Raw genomic sequence first — 18,990 nt, forward strand, 5'->3', positions numbered from 1 at the left:
GAATTTTGTTGACGCAGAGTATGCGATGCTTGGGGATGGAATGGTGTGCCGGAATCTTCCGCCGCGGCCGGCGGATGGCGTCGGACTGGGGGAAAGGAGTGGTGGAATGAGACAATCGCTGTATGACTACTGCGTAAGAACAGAGAATTTTGACTTGCTTCAGCAGTGGCACCCAACCAGAAATGGGGACCGCACGCCGGCCGAGCTGTCCTATGGAAGCGGTGAAAAGGTATGGTGGCAGTGCAGCAGCGGCCATATGTGGCAGGCCGTGATATACACCCGCACCAGCGGAGGAAGCAGTTGCCCCTACTGCGCGGGGAAGCTGGTGTGGCCAGGCGAAAATGACCTGGCCTCTCAGCGGCCGGACCTGGCTGTACAGTGGCATCCCACAAAAAACGCACCGCTGACGCCGGAGCACGTATTATTGGGAAGCCACAAGGCGGTTTGGTGGATCTGCGAAAAGGGACACCAGTGGCGGGCGATGGTGAAAACGAGAGTGTTCGGCAGTGGCTGCCCAGTCTGCGCAAACCGGGTGCTTCAACCGGGCGAAAATGATCTGCTTATGTCCCATCCGGCTTTGGCCGCCCAATGGCACCCCGAAAAAAACGGTGGACTCACCCCCCGGGACGTGACGGCCGGTACCCGCCGCAAGGTATGGTGGCAGTGTGAAAAGGGACACGAATGGCAGGCCGCTGTTGTGTCCAGGTTCAGAGGCGCGGGCTGCCCGTTCTGCGCGGGCAGACAGGTTGTTCCTGGGGAGAATGACCTTGCCAGCCGGTTCCCGACCATTGCGGCACAGTGGAACCGGGGGCGCAACGGACCGCTGACACCGGAGCAGGCTTCACCGTACAGCAACCGGAAAGTGTGGTGGCGCTGTGCGCTGGGGCATGAATACCAGGCGGTCATCGGCGCCCGCACCAAGTCTGGCGCCGGCTGCCCTTACTGCAGCGGAAAACGCGTGCTGGCAGGCTTTAACGATCTGGCCACGCTGGAGCCGGAGGTTGCCGCCCAGTGGCACCCGGTGCTGAACGGTGCGCTGACCCCGGAGATGGTGACAACGGGCAGCCATCAGAAGGTGTGGTGGCAGTGTGCTGACGGCCATGTCTGGAATGCGGTGATTCATTCCAGAGCAGGACCGTAGAAGTGCGGCTGTCCGGTCTGCACAGGCCACATAAGTGCAAAGCGGCTGAGGAGGTACGAAGCAGTATTTACAGAGCAGAGAGCACTGAGAGAAACAGCTTCGCTGATCATACAAAATCAATAATTGAGGAGGAAAGCAGCAAATGAAAAAGCGAATTTTGGCAAGCCTATTAAGCCTTTGCCTGCTGGCGGGACTTCTGCCCATGCCTGCGCTGGCCGTCGATGGGGCGGCGGTAAAGGGCGGCGAATGGGAGCGCTACCCGGCCGTCGGCGAGGAATTCCCTGTGTCGTTGCCGGAGGTCGGCGGAGGGGTGGTCACCATCAGCGGCTATATGGATACAGACGACTGGTATGTCATGGACGGGCTGGTCCTTATGTATGACGGCATTTATAACGAAGGGATGAATCAGACAAATACCAGCGCTTCCACATGGAAAGAGCTTACGGATTCCGGAAGCGACCTGACCATCAGCGGCCAAACGTGGAACAGTGGCGGCGGCCTTGCCGTTAAGGATACTGCCGTAGAGAAAAAGACATTCTCCCAAGAAATCCAGCTGGACACGATGACGCTGGATTACGCTTTTTCCGCGGCCAATGTTGGAGACGCGAAGGGGGCGGGCGGCACCTACTTTGCGCCCTTTGCCCTGCTGACAAGCGTCGGCACCATCCGTCCCGACGGCGTCATACTGAATTACAATGGGTTTCAGACGGGAAATGGCATGAACTCGGTTTTAAGTACCGGAATTACGCTGGAAGACGATACCCTTTACCATCTCGCACTTACAAGTGATGGCAGCACCACGCGTTTTGCATACCTGAATGGCAAAGCGGTATCCCGCTCCATTTCTTTGGCGGATACCTATCATTTTTCCAGCGTCTCAATTCCCGTTAGTTTAGTGGCAAAGCCCGATGGAACAAAAATCAATCTCGCTAAAACGCTTTACGGGCTACGCCTTTATAACCGCGCGCTGAGTGCGGACGAGATCGCACAGAACCGGGCCATGGACCAGGCCCGGTATGTGGATAAGACCTATTGTATTCCGGGCACAGTGAAGGTGGGGGAAGGGGCCGAGACCCCGCTGACTGAGTACGATTTCACGGCGAGGAGAGCCCAGACTGCCATATCGCTGGACGATTCCGGCGCCCTCTCTCTGAAGCTGAATAGAGAGGGCGGCTATACACTGTCCTTTGGAACTCAAGGCGGAGAGACAGTTACCAGGAAGATTACGGTAATTTCCCAGGCGGATGCCCAGGCTGCGGATGCCGCCGCGGCGCTCATAACGCAGCTGCCGGAGAGCGGAGAAATTACAATTGCGCACCGCAGATCCGTTGCGGCGGCGCAGGCGGCCTATGACGCACTCTCTGAGAATGCCGCAAATCGGGTCGGAGCGGCCTTGAAGGAGAAGCTGGACGCCTGCATTGCTCAAATTGACGCCATTGCCACGGGAGCGCTGGTGTTGACGCTGACCTACGATGCAAACGGCGGAACCTGCTCTGCCGCTAACGCACAGGTGGTTTATAAAAAGAATGCGGAGCCCTCGTATACGTTGGAGGTGCCTTCACGCCCCAACTATGTGTTTACCGGCTGGTATCTGGAGGAGAGACAGCTGACGGATGCGGAGGGCGCGGCCCTTCAGCCCTGGGATATGCTGTCCGATGCCACCGTTACTGCCCGCTGGAAGCACTATGCGGAAAGCGGAGAGGCGCTGGAGCTGAGCACAGCCGGAGATATTTACGCGCTGGCCCGTATCCTGGAAACAAAGCCGAAGACGGATGCCGATGTTTCGGACGCGCTAAAACAGGACTACAGGCATTTCGGGTTTGAGGAGGGCTATGCCAGCGCTTATGAAAAGCTCCAGACGGCCAATTACCGCCTGACGAAAAATATTAAACTTACAAACTGCGACGCGAATACAGACCAGTACAATGGGTTCCATGGAATTCCCAACTTTAAGGGGGTATTCGACGGCGGCAGCCACGAGATTGAGCTTGCCATTGATTTCAGCAAGTACCCGGATGTTTCTGCTCCGAACTATATCGGAGGCGTCTTTGCTTGCGTGCAGGATGCTGAAATTCGCAATCTGACGCTTTCCGGCTCGGCGGCCGGGACGTTTGTGACCGATGCCTCCTTAGCGGATACCGGTTTGCTGATCGGCGGAACAATTGCCAGCACCAACCGCAATACCGTGCTGGAGAACATCACATCAAATGTAGCGGTAAACATCACGCTGGACATTCCGCAGGGCAAAACCGCCTATATTGGGGCTATGGTCGGGCGTGCCAGTTCTTCCCTTGAGAGCGATAAATGCCTGATTCTGCGCGGCTGTGTCAACAACGGGGATATGTCCATGAGGGTCGAACAGGCATCCACGAACCCCAGCCGGCTTTCTGGGTTGATCGGCCATGCCTATTCCGGCATTCGGTTTGAAAACTGCGCCAACTACGGCAATATTTCCGCGGCCGGCGAGGCTGCGACTGTCGGAGATTTGTGCAGCGGATCGGGCGGTTACATGGAGAACTGTGTGTCCGCTGGAAGCCTCTCCCGGGAGAAGGGCACCATCAATGTGTTCAACGGCATGCAGAAGGACGCTGCCGCAGCAGACGGCAACACAATCCGTGTCGCGCTGACAGGTACGGCGGGTGATCGCGCTGTGGTGGCCGATACCGGTATTGATGTGGCCTATTCCGAAAATGGTACGCAGTATCTGGATATTCCGGTTTACTACCTGGAAGATGGCTCTAAACCGTGGGCGCAGTATCATGCGAATCAATACATCTCAGTAAACGGAGCAAAACGGCTCTACCTGTTTGATCTTGAAAACAGGACCTTTTCGACGACGCTCAATACGGCGGATGCCGTGGTAAGCGCCCTGCCGTTCAGCTCCTGGGAAGAGGCTATTCCGATCTCTACGGCGGATCATTTCCTGTGGATGCAGCAGGCGGTCAACGATGGCAATGAGGAGGCCGTTCAAAAGCTGTATGCGCTGGGCGGAGCAGACAGCGTGGACGACCTGGAAAGCGCGCGGACTGTGCTGCGCTCGGCCTATTACAAACTGCAAAATAATGTGGCGATTGATTCGTCGAGCGGGTTTACCGGGATCGGCAATAAGGATTACACATTCGGCGGACATTTTGATGGCGGCGGCCACAGTATTTCGCTGACGGTTGACACGACGGTTTCGGACGTGCCGGAAAATCTGTATATCGGACTATTCGGCTATATGAGCCCGCTGACCGACGGCGTGGTTGAGGTGCGCAACCTGTCTGTTGAGAGCAGTTTCGATATTAAGCTGCCAAAGGACTACACCGCAACGGTGTACATTGGCGGCCTTGCCGGACAGGCGGTTCAGCTTACGCTGGAGAAGGTGGATGTGCTTCTTAAAAAGATGACGCTCACCAAGGCGGAATCTGATGCCGATCTTACCACTGGAGGGGGCTCTGTGTCTGCCGGCGGCGCTTTTGGCTTTGAGAATGGGCTGGTCCGGGGTGCGCCGTCAACCAGGATTGACTGTACCATGACCGCGAACTGGACAAGAGGCACGCTGAACTTTGGCGGCTTTGCCGGTCAGGGCTATTCCGGCGGCAGCGTTGCGTTTATCGGCGGCACAGGGATTGATGCAGGCAGCGTGAGCAATGCGAAAGTCGCCGGTGTGATGGGGTATTCCTGGGCACCGAACGAGTTTGACGGGTATTACGTGAAAAACAGCACCAATGGGACCATTTCCCTGAAAGGCACAAATGCGGCCGGTATCCTGCTTGGCTATCAGACGACCTCCAGCGCCACCGGCGTTGCCCTGCGTGCAGCGAATGTGGAGATCTCCGGCCCCTTTGAGGTGACCGGCGGCAACACGGGCGGGCTGTTCGGCTATGTAGGCACCAGCGGTGTCGTAGAAATTGCGAATATTGTGTTGAGCGATGCAGTTTCGCTGAAAGCCGCCGCAGCCAATAAGCCGGTGGGCGGATTGATCGGCAGTATGGTCCCGGCGAAGGAAGACAGCATTCGGCTTGAAAATGTCTTTATCGGCACAGAAATCCCGACCACAGGAAACAATATGGGGATGCTGATTGGCAGCAGCAGTAAGGATGCGGTTGGAACCGTCATAAATTGCGCCTATGTGAAGCGCTCCGCCGAAAAGGCGGTTGGAAATAAGAGTGACTCCGTTTTAAGCGGCATTATCGCCATGGATGTGTCTCAGCTTGCAGACGGTATGTTTGGAGACGCCAAGGCGCTGTTCAGCGGCGCTTTGAGCGGCGTGGACGCGGCGTCTGACATCGCGGCGCTGGATGGGGCAGCTGGAACGGTAATCTATACTGCGGTCGGCACGGATGCGGTTTCTCTGCGCTGGAATGGTGAAACATTCTATACAAGCCGGAGTATTACCGTTTCTCCGAAAGCGCTGGCCGCCGACGATATCACGATTACCGGAGTCAACAGCGCATATCCCTCTGATGAAGCGGCGGCGGAAGCGGATATCCAGGTGCTCCACAATGGCTCCGTGCTGGCCAAAGGCTCCGATTACACGGTGGAGCAGAATACGGCTGACCATAAGTTTACCATTACATTTGGCGGAAACTACAGCGGCTGTGCGGAAACCTCCTATACTGTGAGCTCCGATGCGCTGGAGGCATCTGCAGAGGGGTATACCGGCGTCTATGACGGCGAGGAACATAGTATTGCCGTGACGGCCCCGGAGGACGCTGCGGTTACCTATAGCGACCGTGCAGATGGAGCATATGCCGATACGGCGATTACCCTGAAGGATGCAGAGACCAAAACCGTTTACTGGAAAGCGGTTCAGGGAGAAAAAGAGGTTGCCGGCTCCGCTGTCATTACAATTGCTCCGGCAGAACTGACCATTGCCGTACTTGACCAGAGCGTTCCTGTTGGAGCGGCGGTGCCTTCTCTGGAAACGCCGGCTGCCGGAACGCACTATACGGTGTCCGGCCTGTGCGGTTCCGACGAATTGGCAACCGCCCCCACGCTGTCCTATGAGGGGACTCCCGACACAAGCTCCGCCGGCTCCTTTGCCATCAAGGCCGGCGGAGCAGACGCAGGAGGCAATTACACCATCCGCTATATGGACGGCACTTTGACTGTTTACAGCGGCGGCGGTTCCGGCATGCCCAGCTACGCCATTGCCGCCCCTGCGGATGTGGACAACGGTACAATTGTCGTCAGCCCCAAGCGGGCTGGCAGGGGCGACACCGTGACCATCACCGTCAAGCCCGATGAGGGCTGTGAGCTGAGCAGGCTTACCGTCACTGACAGCAAGGGCAACAAACTGAAGCTTACTGATAAGGGCAATGGCAAGTTCACCTTTACCATGCCCGGCGGTAAGGTCACCGTGGCGGCCGCCTTTGCGCCCAAGGGCACCCCGGATATCCCCGCTTTTGCGGACGTCCCTGCCGGCGCCTACTACGCCGATGCAGTGGCTTGGGCTGTGGCCGAGGGTATCACCAGCGGCACCGGCGCGACAACCTTCAGCCCCGACATGGTCTGCACCCGTGCACAGATGGCCGTGTTCCTCTGGCGTGCCGCCGGCGCCCCCTCGCCTAAGGGCCAAACGATGCCTTTCACGGATGTGCCTGCCAACGCCTACTACTGCGATGCGGTTCTGTGGGCCGTGGAACAAGGGATTACAACCGGTACCAGCGCCTCGGCGTTCGAGCCGGATGCCGAGGTGACCCGTGGGCAGGCCGTGACCTTCCTGTACCGGATGGCCGGTTCCCCCGCCGCTGCGGACCACAGCTTTACGGATGTGAGCAGCGCCGACTATTATGACGCCGCCGTAAGCTGGGCGGCCTTCGAGGGCGTCACGAACGGTACGGGCAATCACGGGTTCAGCCCGGCGGCCGACTGCACCCGTGCGCAGATTGTAACACTCCTCTATCGGGCAAACGCCTGACCCGCGGTAAAGCATAAAACGCCTGGGCGTGGATCCGCGATCCACGCCCAAGCGTTTTTTACCTCTGGTCTATTCAAACACCTGGGATTCTGGACCATGTAATTAAAGGCGGCGGTATCTCTTGTCAAAGGGACACTGCCGCTATCGCCGGAAATAGGATCCGTCTGCGATATCTTCCTGGTCAAAAGAAAGATCACCGCTTTTTAAGCGGTGATCTTTCTCAAGATGGACAGTAACGACAAAAAAGATACACATCCAAAAGCCTTGCGGTACAGATCTTCTCAGGATTTAGCCATAAAATGCCCCACCCAATCCGCCAGTCTCACACAAACTGTTCAGATTGGATAGGATCATTCATGTATCTAATCAGTAAATATTACATATTTTTCCATTTGCTCGACAGCTAATTGGTCAACATTAAGTTGTTTTGCGACAGATTCGCTAGTTTTTTATCAGCCATTAAGCAATTAATAATTTTTAGCAATTTGCCAACGGTAATATTCGTCTTAAATTTTGGACTGCTAGGCAAATCAACTATGGCCCCTAAAGCCAGGACAAATTGCCGCGACGTTTTTTGTACAAGAACACTCTGTTGTTCAAGTTCAATGGCCTGAGGTCGCACATCTAAGTTTACAACGGATTTGGCCTGCAACTGTGAAGCCATATCGAAAAGGGAAGGCCGTTGGTACAACTGTATTTGATCGCTATGCTGGCGAAGCTGTGGTTGGCTCACATTTGGGTGAAAAGATTTTATATATAATGTTTGCCCAAGCATAGTTTTCCATTTTTCAATTATCACAATGCCGTGCTTCCCATTGGATGCACTTTTCGAATCCACATATTTCATCTTGCTAATGGGTGTGACTCTCCATTGATTATCTTGTGTGTTGGCTTCTGCAACCTCTTCTCTGGTAGCTTCATTTTTTGTTGTCCGATAAAAGCAACTCTGCCATTTGAATAAGACAATCATAATCTTGAACTGTCCTCCATTCTGGTGGAATCCAGTTTGTAACACTAAGCGTTCCCAATAGTCCACCAGCTATAGAAGCAATCGTGTCAGTATCTGCGCGAAACAAAAACACAGGAATTTTAATTCCCAGAGAGGGATTATTAGCGTATTTTGAAGCTAAATAAATGGCGGCTAAAATAGTAGCAGACTTTAGTAAAGCACCCTTGCGACCTTGTTCATAGTTCAGCCCAAAAGGAAGTTCCTTTTCTGCAAGAAACTTCTCCCAGTCACCTGCGATGATACTTCGTGCCACTATAGGGATATTATGCCAGACAGTCTGCTACATGGATAGACCCAATTCGGCAGCAGTTCGGGATATTTCTCGGATTTCAGTTCGATTTACAGGTTGCTATCCGGTTGGATTAAAATCACATCGATCTGCTCTTTTACCTAGTTTTCATCCCATGCATCTATGCCCAGCTTTTCACAGATGGCATCCTTGTTTCCGAAATAAGCAATCAGTTTCATTTTCTTTTCTGCGTTATGCTTATCAGCATGATATAGGAGCATCCCCATGACCCATACAGAACAAGAAAAAGCCGCCATTGTCACGCAATACCGACAGGGCAAACCAATCCAGGAACTCTGTGCGGAGCGCGACATCAGCGAGCGAACGCTTTACCGCTTGCTACGAAACAGCCCCAAAGCAGGAGTGTACCTTCCCCCTCAAAGAATACGATACCCTTCTGCATAAAGGCACCAAACTGGAGAACATCCTCACCACTCTGAAAACAATTCAGTGCACTGTCCACGCTTCGTTGGAGAAACAGCTTTACGAAGACTACACGAAACTACATGAGCCAGAGAAGAAATAAAATCTCCTCCGCTAGCAATTCCAGATGGACAGGCCCAATCAAATCTGGGGCAGTGACATCACCTGCTTTAAGCTAGGAACTCTATCTCTACATTTGTGCCTTAGGCTTGGTTTCACACAAGGTCATCGCATACAGAGTATCCAGAAAGAGCCGTACCCAACTAATTACATCTGCCTTCAAATTGGCATGGTCACAGCGCGCTCCAGAAGCAAAACTTATCTTTTACAGTGGCCGGGGAGCTCAATATATCTCTGCTCCACGAGCACATCGTAGTACAATCTTTTTCCAATTTGGGAAGATCTCATGACAATACCGTTGCTGAACCCTTCTTTGTCACACTCAAGAAGAAAAATCTGTATGGGAAGGATTATACAACTGAGGCAGATTTCAAGCATGGCCTTGCCTCCTACATCGAGTTTTACAACACACAGCGTCCCCATCGCACATTGAAGAATCTGACGCCATGTTGGGTTGAAGATGCGTTCATGAGCAGCAAATGAGAATCGCATCCCAGCGACACAGCAGGGAATCGAATCCCTCCGATTACACGTTTTGCACTTTAATTTTGCTCTGTTTGTATTCGACCCGTGACATAGAGTGCTCTCTATTAAAAAGTATGGAACCCTTACAGTGCAAGGGTTCCATACGCAAAACGACCTTACCCGGCCTGAACAATGACGAGCATTTGTTTAGACCGGGTAGGGTTACTCAATAGAAGGAACAGCTTGCCATAGAACGGCATACAAATAATTAAGGAGAGAGCGTATATCCGCACCCTTATCATTGAGTTTTTCATGTGCAGAACTGAAGGAGACCAACATGATTAAGTCATACGCTGCATCGCGTACTCATAAACTATTATTAAATTTCAAACCCAGTCCGGATTGTTGTTTATCTGGAATTGCGTTAAACGATTTAAGAAATCTTTCAAAAACAATCGTATTTATATGGCTGAGAAACAAAAAAGGGCTTTGGTTTCATATTAACTCGGTTCGTGACGGATGCGTGGATGGATATGCTTTAATCCAAAGTCAATGGATATATCAACGCATTCCAATATCCCGGATCTATGCATATTACTAATTCCTGGTGCCAAATAGGATTAGTGTTCGGAGGAATCAACGTGACCGGTTTTTAACGAAACCAAGGACATTTGCTGCACGCACAATTTATGCCTACATTTTTCGAAGGTGCTGATAATGATTTTATGCAGAACGATTTAACAGAGGTAATTGTAAAATTCAGCGGCGATATTCAATTTGTCAGACAGGACTTGGATGCCCAAGTGGAAATTTTGCTGAAAGGATATGCCATTATTACATTAAGTCCGAATAAGATCGGGCGGTTATACTCCTATCCGCAAATTGAAAGCATTGAAATCCCAAAGAATCTATACATTGAAGGTTTATACAACCTTACCTCCTCCTGTATCCGTACTGTTCAAAGCACAAACAGTTATGGCTTAACAGGTAAAGGAGTCATTGTATCGGTTATTGACTATGGGATTGACTATATGCACCCCGACTTCCGAAAAGCAGATGGAAAAAGCCGGATATTATACTTATGGGATCAGACAGTGGCAGGAACACCGCCGGATGGTTTTTCGGGCGGTTCTGAATATTCGAACGAACAGATTGATCAGGCGATACAATCATTGGATCCATACTCCGTGGTTCCGAGCATAGATACCGGAGGTCACGGTACAGCAGTTGCCGGGATCGCGGCAGGAAACGGAAGTGAGAATCCTGATAACATTGGAGTTGCTCCTGAGTCAGATCTGATAGTTGTTAAAATTGGTCAAAGAGGGTTTCGTCCTTTTGCCCGTACAACAGAATTAATGCGCGCAATAAAATATGTCATTGAAAAATCCCGTCAACTCAATCAGCCAGTCGTGATTAATATTAGCTTCGGCATGAATGACGGTTCTCACCGTGGGGATTCCTTATTTGAAACCTATATTTCAGATATCAGCAGCGAATGGAAAACATCCATTGTTGTACCAACAGGCAACGAGGCTGCAGCCGGACATCATTATTCGACAAAATTGCGTTCTGACAGTGTAAAAACTGTTGAATTTTTTGTTGCAAACGAAATCAGTAAATGTTTCCTTTCCGTTTGGAAAGATTTTGCCGACATATTCTCAGTGGAGATGGTTTATCCCGACGGCTTCTCCTCGGGAATCATCAGTTTGGAAAACCAAATTCGGAATATTCGGGTTGGTAATTCTGTCATGACTGTTATTTATAGACAGCCGAGTCATTATTCTGTTAGACAGGAAATTAGTTTTAACATTCAATCTGCTAACGGAAGTATTCCCTCCGGGCTTTGGAAATTGCGTTTTGTTACGGCTTCGATTGTAAACGGAAAAGTTGAAATCTGGCTGCCGACGGTGGAAGAGGTTACTTCCAGTACTCGTTTTACTCAACCGATTGAAACAATGACCATGACGATACCGTCTACAGCCAGGAAGGTAATCAAAGTCGCAGGTTACAACGATCGGATTGGAAGTATTGCTGAATTCTCTGGAATTGGGAGCGCAGAGGAGGCAGAACCCAGGCCGGATGTGGCAGCCCCGGCTGTTTCTATTTTAGCACCGAAGAACGGCGGCGGCTATGATGCCTATACAGGCACGAGCATGGCAGCGCCGTTTGTTACCGGCTCGGCAGCGTTAATGATGCAGTGGGGAATTGTTTTGAAAAATGATCCTTTCCTATACGGTGAACGGCTGAAAGCTTTTTTACGTCTGGGTGCTAACCGCAGACAGAATCAGGATTATCCAAATGCCTCGTTTGGCTACGGTACATTATGTTTGAGTAATACAATGAGTTATTTGGAACGATACAAACGGGGAGGAGATCATCAATGGCTTTAAATATAGATGACGAACTGAATCTTCCGCTTTCAGAGTTTGTAAAATTGCCTACCACAGTAGATTTTCAAGTTCTCAATACGGAAAGATTTAAAATATTTGCCAGGAGTCGTCCCTACATACGTCTTGGAACGGAATTTGAAAACAGATATATTGTAGGCTATATCAATCAAGCTTATGTAACACAGCTGGTGAATGACCTGGGTGGTGACTTTTTATATTTTTTGCCTCGAATTATGTCACCTACAGATAGTCAGGGTAATGATGCATCCGGAATTACGCAGGTTCTTAATCAGCCATTTTTAAATTTGTCTGGTCGGGGTGTTATCATTGGCATTGTGGATACGGGAATTGATTATCGAAAAGATGCCTTTAAGTTTGAAGACGGCTCTACAAAAATCTTGGGAATTTGGGATCAAACCGTTGATGGAAAAAGACAGGATGATTTATACTTTGGCTCCACATATACAAGTGACGATATTGATAACGCCAATCGCTCTTCAGATCCCTACAGCATTGTGCCGTCGGTTGATGAGGATGGTCACGGAACGTTTTTGGCCTCTGTGGCGGCAAGTAATGAACCAGGCGAATATATTGGTGCGGCACCCAAAGCATATTTACTCATTGTCAAACTGAAAAAAGCCAGTCAGTATTTGATAGATCGTTATCTGGTTACAAATGACAACCCCAATCTGTATGAATCTACCGATTATATGCTTGGAATGAAATATATTCTTGATATGTCGGATAAATTCAATATGCCGATTGTTATGTGTATCGGAATGGGGACAAACGATGGCGCACATGACGGCAACTCATTGATCGAGGAGTATATCAGCTTCGTATCCCAGCGAGTGGGATATGCCTTTGTCACAGCAGTCGGAAACGAAGCCAATGCGAAACACCATACCCAAGGGAGAATACCTGCAACAAGAGCCGCAGACCGAATCAGCATCAAGGTGGGGGAGCAAGGGGCATCGTTTACAGTCATTATTCACAGCCCAGGATATGATAAAATATCGGCAGGAGTCACATCCCCCACCGGCGAAGCAGTATCCAGAGTGTCGTTTCAATCGGGGCTCGAATTCAGCAATCAGCTTGTTTTGGAAAATACCAGAATCACCCTTCGATACTTTCGAGATAACAACAATAATGTAATTGTTTCGTTCAAAAATGCCACTCAGGGAATCTGGAATATTATTCTATACGGTGATCTGATTATCAACGGCGAATATTGGGCATGGCTTCCGATAACCGGGCAGATCAGTCCCGCTGTTGAATTTTTGAGACCGACACCTGAGTATACGACTGTAATTCCCTCTACAGCTTTACGCGCCATTAAATGTGGTGCATATAACAGCAAGGATCAGAGCCTACTTGTATCCTCATCATGGGGGCCCACCAGGTTATTACGGATTGCACCGGATTTTGTTGCTCCCGGAGTAGATGTAAAAGGGATTTATCCTACAGGTTATGGAACAATGACAGGAACCAGTGTAGCAGCTGCCATAACGGCAGGCATTACCGCATTGCTGTTCGAGTGGGGGATTGTCAACGGAAATAAACCGGCAATGGATTCAGATCTCATTAGAAGTTATTTGATTAGTGGGTGTCAACGAGAAAGAAACTTAGCATATCCAAATATACAATGGGGCTTCGGAAAGGTTAATCTATACGGTACCTTTGAGGTGATCAAAGAGTCTGCATTGGATTATAATATAATGATTGAAGAAGGTGATTTTTTGCCATGAGTAATGGTAATACGCTTATGGATTTCAATACAAGCGGAGGCCTTGGCTATCTGCAAGTGAATACTTTTTTGCAGGGTGTTGGAAGTCCAATGCAAGGGGCAACTGTTCGTGTTTTAAATTCGGATACAAAATCGATCGTTAGCGAATCTCAAACTGATGCGCAGGGGCAGGTGAAAAATATTGCACTGATCACGCCTCCGATTGAGTACTCCCTGCAATATGGTTTACCCAGACCCTTTAATCAATATGATGTACAGGTAATCTACCAGGACTATCAGTCAGCATATATCAGCAATGTTCAGCTTTTCCCGGAACAAACTGCAATCCAGAATGTTTTTCTGCTACCAAGCTACAACGACATCGACATTCCATATCCCACTTTATGGGGGACATATCCGCCTAAAATTCCTGAATCGGAGGTAAAAAAGTTGCCGTTACCGACCGGGCAGATTGTCCTGCCGGAGCCGGTTGTGCCGAGTTTGATAACAGTACATGAAGGGCGACCAGAGGATTCATCGGCAAATAACTATACGGTAGGGTTTAAGGATTATATAAAAAACGTGGCCAGTTGTGAAATTTATTCCACTTGGCCGCGTGAAGCAATTAAAGCGAATGTGTTTGCGATTCTGTCGTTTACCCTGAGTCGTGTTTACACAGAGTGGTATCGGGGAAAGGGATACGGATTTACCATAACAAACTCAACGGCGTTTGATCAGGCTTTTTCCTTCGGCAGAAACATTTTTGACGAAATTTCCGAGGTTGTTGATGAAATATTTACAACCTATATTTCAAGGCCCGATTTGGTTCAACCGCTGTTCACGCAATACTGTGATGGCAAACGCGTAAAACGGGCAGGTTGGCTCAGTCAGTGGGGCTCTAAAGAGCTGGCAGATCAGGGGTTGAATGCTTTACAAATACTGAAAACCTATTACGGCTCCGATATTGTCTTGAAACAGGCTAAAAAGGTGGAGGGAATCCCGTTATCCTTTACAAATGTTCTTAAAACCGGTTCAACAGGCGATGCGGTAAAGACAATACAACAGCAATTAAATGCCATTTCCAACAATTATCCTTTGATAAAAAAGGTAGTAGTTGATGGGGTTTACGGAGCCAGTACAGCCGAGGCGGTCCGCACATTCCAACAAATATTTGATCTTCCCGAGACAGGAGAAGTAAATTTCCCAACATGGTATAGTATATCAAATATTTTTGTAGCGATTAGCAAACTAGCATAATAATAGAAACAATGCTCTGCCCTACCGAGCTGATCCAGACATTTTCAAACAACTACCCTTGGAGCCTTCTCATTGGGGAGGAAGCGGCAGTATGATTCCGTATATGCAGGAACGAATTAATTATTTGTGTTCTCTCCTTCCTCTTGTATCTGGCATAAAGTATTTAAAATAAAAGCGACGCATTGAGCGGGAGATAGAATGCTGGAACGAGAGAGTCCATTCCGAAGAAGTTCGTGAGTTGCTGGAATCCTGGTATTGCTAATTTTTTGCTCTCCGGTGTCATTGTATAATCTCCTTAATTCTATCCAAAGGAGGATTGTACAATGAATCGAGTCTATTGCCTGTACCGGGTGTCTGTTGTCCAGCAGTTGCATGAGGATGACATCCCCATGCAGCGGCAGGCGTGCCGGGAGTTTGCGGCCGTCCGAGGCTGGAAGAAGAGTTTTACGAGAAGGGAATCTCCGGATTCAAGTCACCCACGGCAGACCGCAGAGCTCTACAGCAAATCAAGAAGGATGCCAAACAACGTGAGTTTGACATCCTTCTTGTCTTTATGTTTGACCGATTGGGACGACGGGATTCGGAGACTCCGTTTTTTGTAGATGATCTCTCCATGCTGGGAATTGAGATTTGGAGTGCCCGCGAGGGACAGCAGAGATTTGGGAGCCATGCTGACAAGCTGATCAATTACATTCGCTATTGGCAGGCTTCCGGTGAAAGTTTGAAAATTTCCGAACGGACCAAGACCCAGATGCAGTAGCTTACCAGCGAAGGACTCTTCTGTGGAGGACACCCTCCGTATGGCTATCAGCTCATCAAAACAGGGCGGGTCAATCCCATGGGACACGATGTACATGACCTGCAATCGAACCTGGTGAAGCAGAGGTCATCCGTATAGTCTTCGACTACTACATCCGATACGGATATGGCGGGCGAAGAATTGCGACAGAGCTTGCAGCACAGGGTATCTATGGCCGTAATGGTGAAGTGTTCCATCCAGGCTCTATTAACGCATTTCTGCACAGAGAGTTGTTCACCGGAGTCATGTGCAGAGGAGGGGTTCGTTCACAGCTCAACTCGGAATTGCAGATCATCTTACCGGAAACATTTCAGAAGGCACAGCAAGTAATGGAGAAGAGAAAGCAAGGGCAGTTTCCCAAAAAGCTGGTGGGAAAAGCGCTGTTATCGAGAAATGTTTACTGCGGCTGCTGTGAAGGAAGGATATTTGCGTCAACTGTGCGAAGAACCCATCGAGTGATGGAGCACAATGAGAAAATCCCCGTCTATAAATGCTACAACCGGGTTCAGCACCGTGAGCGATGCTCTGCACAGAGCACTTATCGAGTGGAGCGGATCGACAAAGAAGTGCTGCGTCAGTTGAAAAGTCATGTGGATACCCATCCTGAACTGCAAAAGCTGTACGACAAAGCGATGGAAGCGGAATTTTCAATTCGGAAGATGATTTTGTGCCAGTGGATTGAGCGGATGAATATCTTTTCTTATGATCATATCGGGGTTGTTGTTCCAGGAGGAAATGGAGATTTTCTAAATCAGGCCATATGCCGCTGAGGTGATTTCAGCGTAGATACTGGAAGCACTGCACAAAGGGAATGCGAACCGTCTTGTACAATATGCTTGGATGGGAATCATTCATTTCCAGATCTTTTCGGCTTTTTTCGAGGGGCGGAGGACAAAAATAATGATCGTTTCTGATGTCCTGAATAGGGGATGCGAACGGAGCGGGGGCTGGTACGAAAAACAGGGCAGAAACGGCTGAGCTGCAGGCCCACCATTTTTGCAAAAAAGCCGTGAAACTTATAATTTCACGGCTTTTTCTGGTGGACCTAATCGGGATCGAACCGACGACCTTACGGATGCGAACCGTACGCTCTCCCAGCTGAGCTATAGGCCCATATTTGGTTGTTTTGTATATTTTTTCCTGGTTTATTTGTGCGGTTTGCTGCTGGGCCCGTGTTATGTCGCGCTGGCTCTCCCAGCTGAGCTACGCCCCCGTGCACCATTTGCACCCTGACATTATAGCATAATTTAGAGACTTGTAAAGACCTTTTTTGAAAAAGATGAAAAGTGTTATTGCTAAACGCAAAGAAATGATGTATGATATTCAGTACCAGCTTTCTCGCGGAACGGGATCGGAAGCCCGGCCCGCGGCAAGGCCGCACTAGTCGGGGAGATAGCGGTGCCCTGTACCTGCAATCCGCTACAGCAGGGATGAACTCCGGCCCCCGGTACTTTGTTGTGTTGTCTGCCCCTGGTAAGCAGTGATGATGGATCGGTCCCGCGCAACGGGGCACCGTGAACCGTGTCAGGCGGGGAACCGAGCAGCACTAAGCGGAACGCGCTGTGTGCCGCGGGAATCCCGCTCCTGAGCCGGCTGCCGGGGTAACGGACAGAGCAGAGCGTTCAAAGGCCGGTGTGCGGTCTTGCCACGCGCCGGGCGCGTCGGCTGGCAAAATAAGAGGGGCGAAGCGACGCGGCCTTCCGCATCGTCGCCCCTCTCTTTTTCAAAACCCATGCTTTAGGATTGAGGTGACAGCCTTGTATCAGGCCCTCTACCGCAAATGGCGGCCCCGCACCTTCGACGATGTGGTGGGGCAGGCCCATATTACGGATACGCTCAAGCGCCAGGTGGCCTCCGGCCGGCTGAGCCACGCCTACCTCTTTACCGGTACGCGGGGCACGGGCAAGACCACCTGCGCCAAAATCCTCTCCCGGGCGGTCAACTGCGAGCACCCGGTGGACGGCAATCCCTGCAATTCCTGTCCCTCCTGTCTGGGCATTGAAAACGGCTCCATCCTGGACGTGCTGGAGCTGGACGCCGCCTCCAACAACGGTGTGGACCAGGTGCGCGCCCTGCGGGACGAGGCGGTCTACACCCCCGCGGCGGTAAAAAAGCGGGTGTACATTGTGGACGAGGTCCACATGCTCTCCACCGCCGCCTTCAACGCCCTGCTGAAGATCCTGGAGGAGCCCCCGGCCCACCTGATGTTTATCTTGGCCACCACGGAGCTGCACAAGGTGCCCGCCACCATCAAGTCCCGCTGTCAGCAGTTTTCCTTCAAGCGTATCCTGCCCGGGGAAATCGCCGCCCGGCTGAGCTACGTGGCGGAGCGGGAAGGGCTCGGCCTGACGGGGGAGGGCGCGGCCCTGCTGGCCCGCCTGGCGGACGGCGGCATGCGGGACGCCCTGTCTCTGCTGGACCAGTGCGCCGGACCCGGCGGGGAGATCGGCGAGCAGCAGGTGCTGGACGCCCTGGGCCTGGCGGGCAATCTGGAGACCGCCAGGCTCATGGAACAGGTCGGCGGAGGGGATACCGCCGCCGCGCTGGCCACCCTCGCCCGCCTGTACAGCGCGGGAAAGGACGTGGGCAGCCTGCTGGGCGAGTTGTCCGCTCTCGCCCGGGACCTGCTGGTGCGCAAGACGGCCCCCCAGGGGGGCGCGGGGCTGCTCACCGGCGGCTATGATGAAAACACCATGCGCAGGCTCTCCAACGCCTTTTCCACCCAGAGGCTGGTACAGATGCTGGGGCGGCTGCAGGCCACGGCAGTGGATCTGGCCCGCAGCACCAACCGCCGCACGGACGCGGAGCTGTGCCTCATCCGCCTGTGTGATGAGCGCCTGGATGAGAGCGCGGCGGGGCTGAGTGCCCGCGTGGCCAAGCTGGAGAGCCTGCTGGCGGGAGGGATTCCCACCGTCTGCGCCGTTCCCCCGTCGCCAGCCCCAAAGCCCGCGGCCGCTGTGCCCCAGGGGGGCAATCCGGTCTCCAGACCGCCGGCGTCTGATTCCCCGCCCTGGGAGGAGCGGCCGCCCCTGCCGGAAGAGCCGGGGGGCCCTGTGGTCTGTGACGCGCCCGCCGCGCCGAAGGCGGCCGCAGTGCCGGCGTCTGCGCCCGCTCCGGCCGCCGACCTCTGGCCGGGGCTGATCGCCGGGCTGAAGGGGCGGGTGCCGATGGGGGAGTATACCTTCCTCAACAACGCCGCCATGGTCCAGGGGAGGCTGGAGGACGGCGTGCTTACCCTGTGGGTGGAATCCGACTTTGTAAAAAATATGGTGGGCAAGCGCAGCGTCCTGGAGGTAGTGGAGCGAGAGGCCTCCGCTTTGACCGGAAGCGCGGTGCGATGTGTGGTGACAGTGGGGAAAGCGCCGGCTTTTGCGGTGCCCGCCGCCGCACCGGACAGCCACGACCATTTGGACGATCTGCTGGCCTTCGGGCAGCAATTTGACAATATCATCATTAAGGAATAAAG

The 18,990-nt window shown here is 51.8% G+C and carries 12 protein-coding genes, 1 tRNA gene, 1 other RNA gene and 1 pseudogene; 12 read left to right on the forward strand and 3 right to left on the reverse strand.

The window, feature by feature from the left end:
* Positions 1 to 106: 106 nt before the first annotated feature.
* Both H9Q75_RS00100 and H9Q75_RS00105 read left to right on the forward strand, forming a co-directional pair.
* Positions 107 to 1,141, forward strand: coding sequence for a zinc-ribbon domain-containing protein (locus H9Q75_RS00100; RefSeq protein WP_186564146.1), 1,035 nt, complete (start codon positions 107 to 109; stop codon positions 1,139 to 1,141).
* A 142-nt stretch (positions 1,142 to 1,283) separates the two neighbouring features.
* On the forward strand, positions 1,284 to 7,046 hold the full coding sequence (locus H9Q75_RS00105) for an S-layer homology domain-containing protein (protein WP_186564147.1): 5,763 nt from the start codon (positions 1,284 to 1,286) through the stop codon (positions 7,044 to 7,046).
* A 403-nt stretch (positions 7,047 to 7,449) separates the two neighbouring features.
* Here H9Q75_RS00105 and H9Q75_RS00110 read toward each other — a convergent pair whose 3' ends face one another.
* On the reverse strand, positions 7,450 to 8,016 hold the full coding sequence (locus H9Q75_RS00110; RefSeq protein WP_186564148.1) for a hypothetical protein: 567 nt from the start codon (positions 8,014 to 8,016) through the stop codon (positions 7,450 to 7,452).
* Entirely contained in the window at positions 7,964 to 8,308 is a 345-nt protein-coding gene (locus H9Q75_RS00115; RefSeq protein WP_186564149.1) for an ADP-ribosylglycohydrolase family protein, read from the reverse strand. Before H9Q75_RS00115 ends, H9Q75_RS00110 begins: the two co-directional genes overlap by 53 nt.
* Positions 8,309 to 8,569: 261 nt before the next feature.
* Between H9Q75_RS00115 and H9Q75_RS12905 the strand changes: the two genes are divergently transcribed.
* From H9Q75_RS12905 to H9Q75_RS00155, 8 genes and pseudogenes are all read left to right on the forward strand, one after another.
* A complete protein-coding gene (locus H9Q75_RS12905; RefSeq protein WP_186564150.1) occupies positions 8,570 to 8,749 on the forward strand; it encodes a helix-turn-helix domain-containing protein in 180 nt (59 codons plus the stop codon).
* Positions 8,750 to 9,097: 348 nt separating this feature from the next.
* Entirely contained in the window at positions 9,098 to 9,370 is a 273-nt protein-coding gene (locus H9Q75_RS12910; RefSeq protein ID WP_186564151.1) for an integrase core domain-containing protein, read from the forward strand.
* 653 nt (positions 9,371 to 10,023) lie between these two features.
* Positions 10,024 to 11,742 carry a S8 family peptidase gene (locus tag H9Q75_RS00130; protein ID WP_186564152.1) on the forward strand — a complete coding sequence of 573 codons (1,719 nt, stop codon included), beginning with the start codon at positions 10,024 to 10,026 and terminating at the stop codon, positions 11,740 to 11,742.
* Positions 11,733 to 13,490: a S8 family peptidase gene (locus tag H9Q75_RS00135; protein ID WP_186564153.1), complete on the forward strand. Its 1,758-nt coding sequence runs from the start codon at positions 11,733 to 11,735 to the stop codon at positions 13,488 to 13,490. The genes H9Q75_RS00130 and H9Q75_RS00135 overlap by 10 nt, the downstream gene beginning before the upstream one ends.
* A complete protein-coding gene (locus tag H9Q75_RS00140; protein ID WP_186564154.1) occupies positions 13,487 to 14,725 on the forward strand; it encodes a peptidoglycan-binding protein in 1,239 nt (412 codons plus the stop codon). Before H9Q75_RS00135 ends, H9Q75_RS00140 begins: the two co-directional genes overlap by 4 nt.
* 403 nt (positions 14,726 to 15,128) lie before the next feature.
* On the forward strand, positions 15,129 to 15,485 hold the full coding sequence (locus tag H9Q75_RS12915) for a recombinase family protein (protein WP_186564155.1): 357 nt from the start codon (positions 15,129 to 15,131) through the stop codon (positions 15,483 to 15,485).
* A gap of 152 nt (positions 15,486 to 15,637) precedes the next feature.
* Positions 15,638 to 15,805, forward strand: a pseudogene (locus H9Q75_RS12920) (recombinase family protein); the annotation flags it as partial.
* 48 nt (positions 15,806 to 15,853) lie between these two features.
* Complete coding sequence (locus tag H9Q75_RS00155) at positions 15,854 to 16,294, forward strand: recombinase zinc ribbon domain-containing protein (RefSeq protein ID WP_186564156.1); 441 nt, start codon at positions 15,854 to 15,856, stop codon at positions 16,292 to 16,294.
* Positions 16,295 to 16,561: 267 nt separating this feature from the next.
* Here H9Q75_RS00155 and H9Q75_RS00160 read toward each other — a convergent pair.
* Positions 16,562 to 16,637, reverse strand: a tRNA-Ala gene (locus H9Q75_RS00160).
* Between the two features lie 262 nt (positions 16,638 to 16,899).
* On the opposite strand from H9Q75_RS00160, the gene ffs reads away from it, so the two are divergent.
* Both ffs and dnaX read left to right on the forward strand, forming a co-directional pair.
* Positions 16,900 to 17,164, forward strand: an RNA gene (ffs, locus tag H9Q75_RS00165) — signal recognition particle sRNA large type.
* Between the two features lie 117 nt (positions 17,165 to 17,281).
* Positions 17,282 to 18,988 (forward strand): DNA polymerase III subunit gamma/tau, encoded by a 1,707-nt coding sequence (gene dnaX / locus H9Q75_RS00170; RefSeq protein ID WP_186564157.1) that lies wholly within the window; start codon positions 17,282 to 17,284, stop codon positions 18,986 to 18,988.
* The last annotated feature ends 2 nt before the right edge of the window (positions 18,989 to 18,990 follow it).

It is taken from the genome of Lawsonibacter celer (assembly GCF_014281125.1).
In the GTDB taxonomy this organism is placed as follows: domain Bacteria; phylum Bacillota; class Clostridia; order Oscillospirales; family Oscillospiraceae; genus Lawsonibacter_B; species Lawsonibacter_B celer.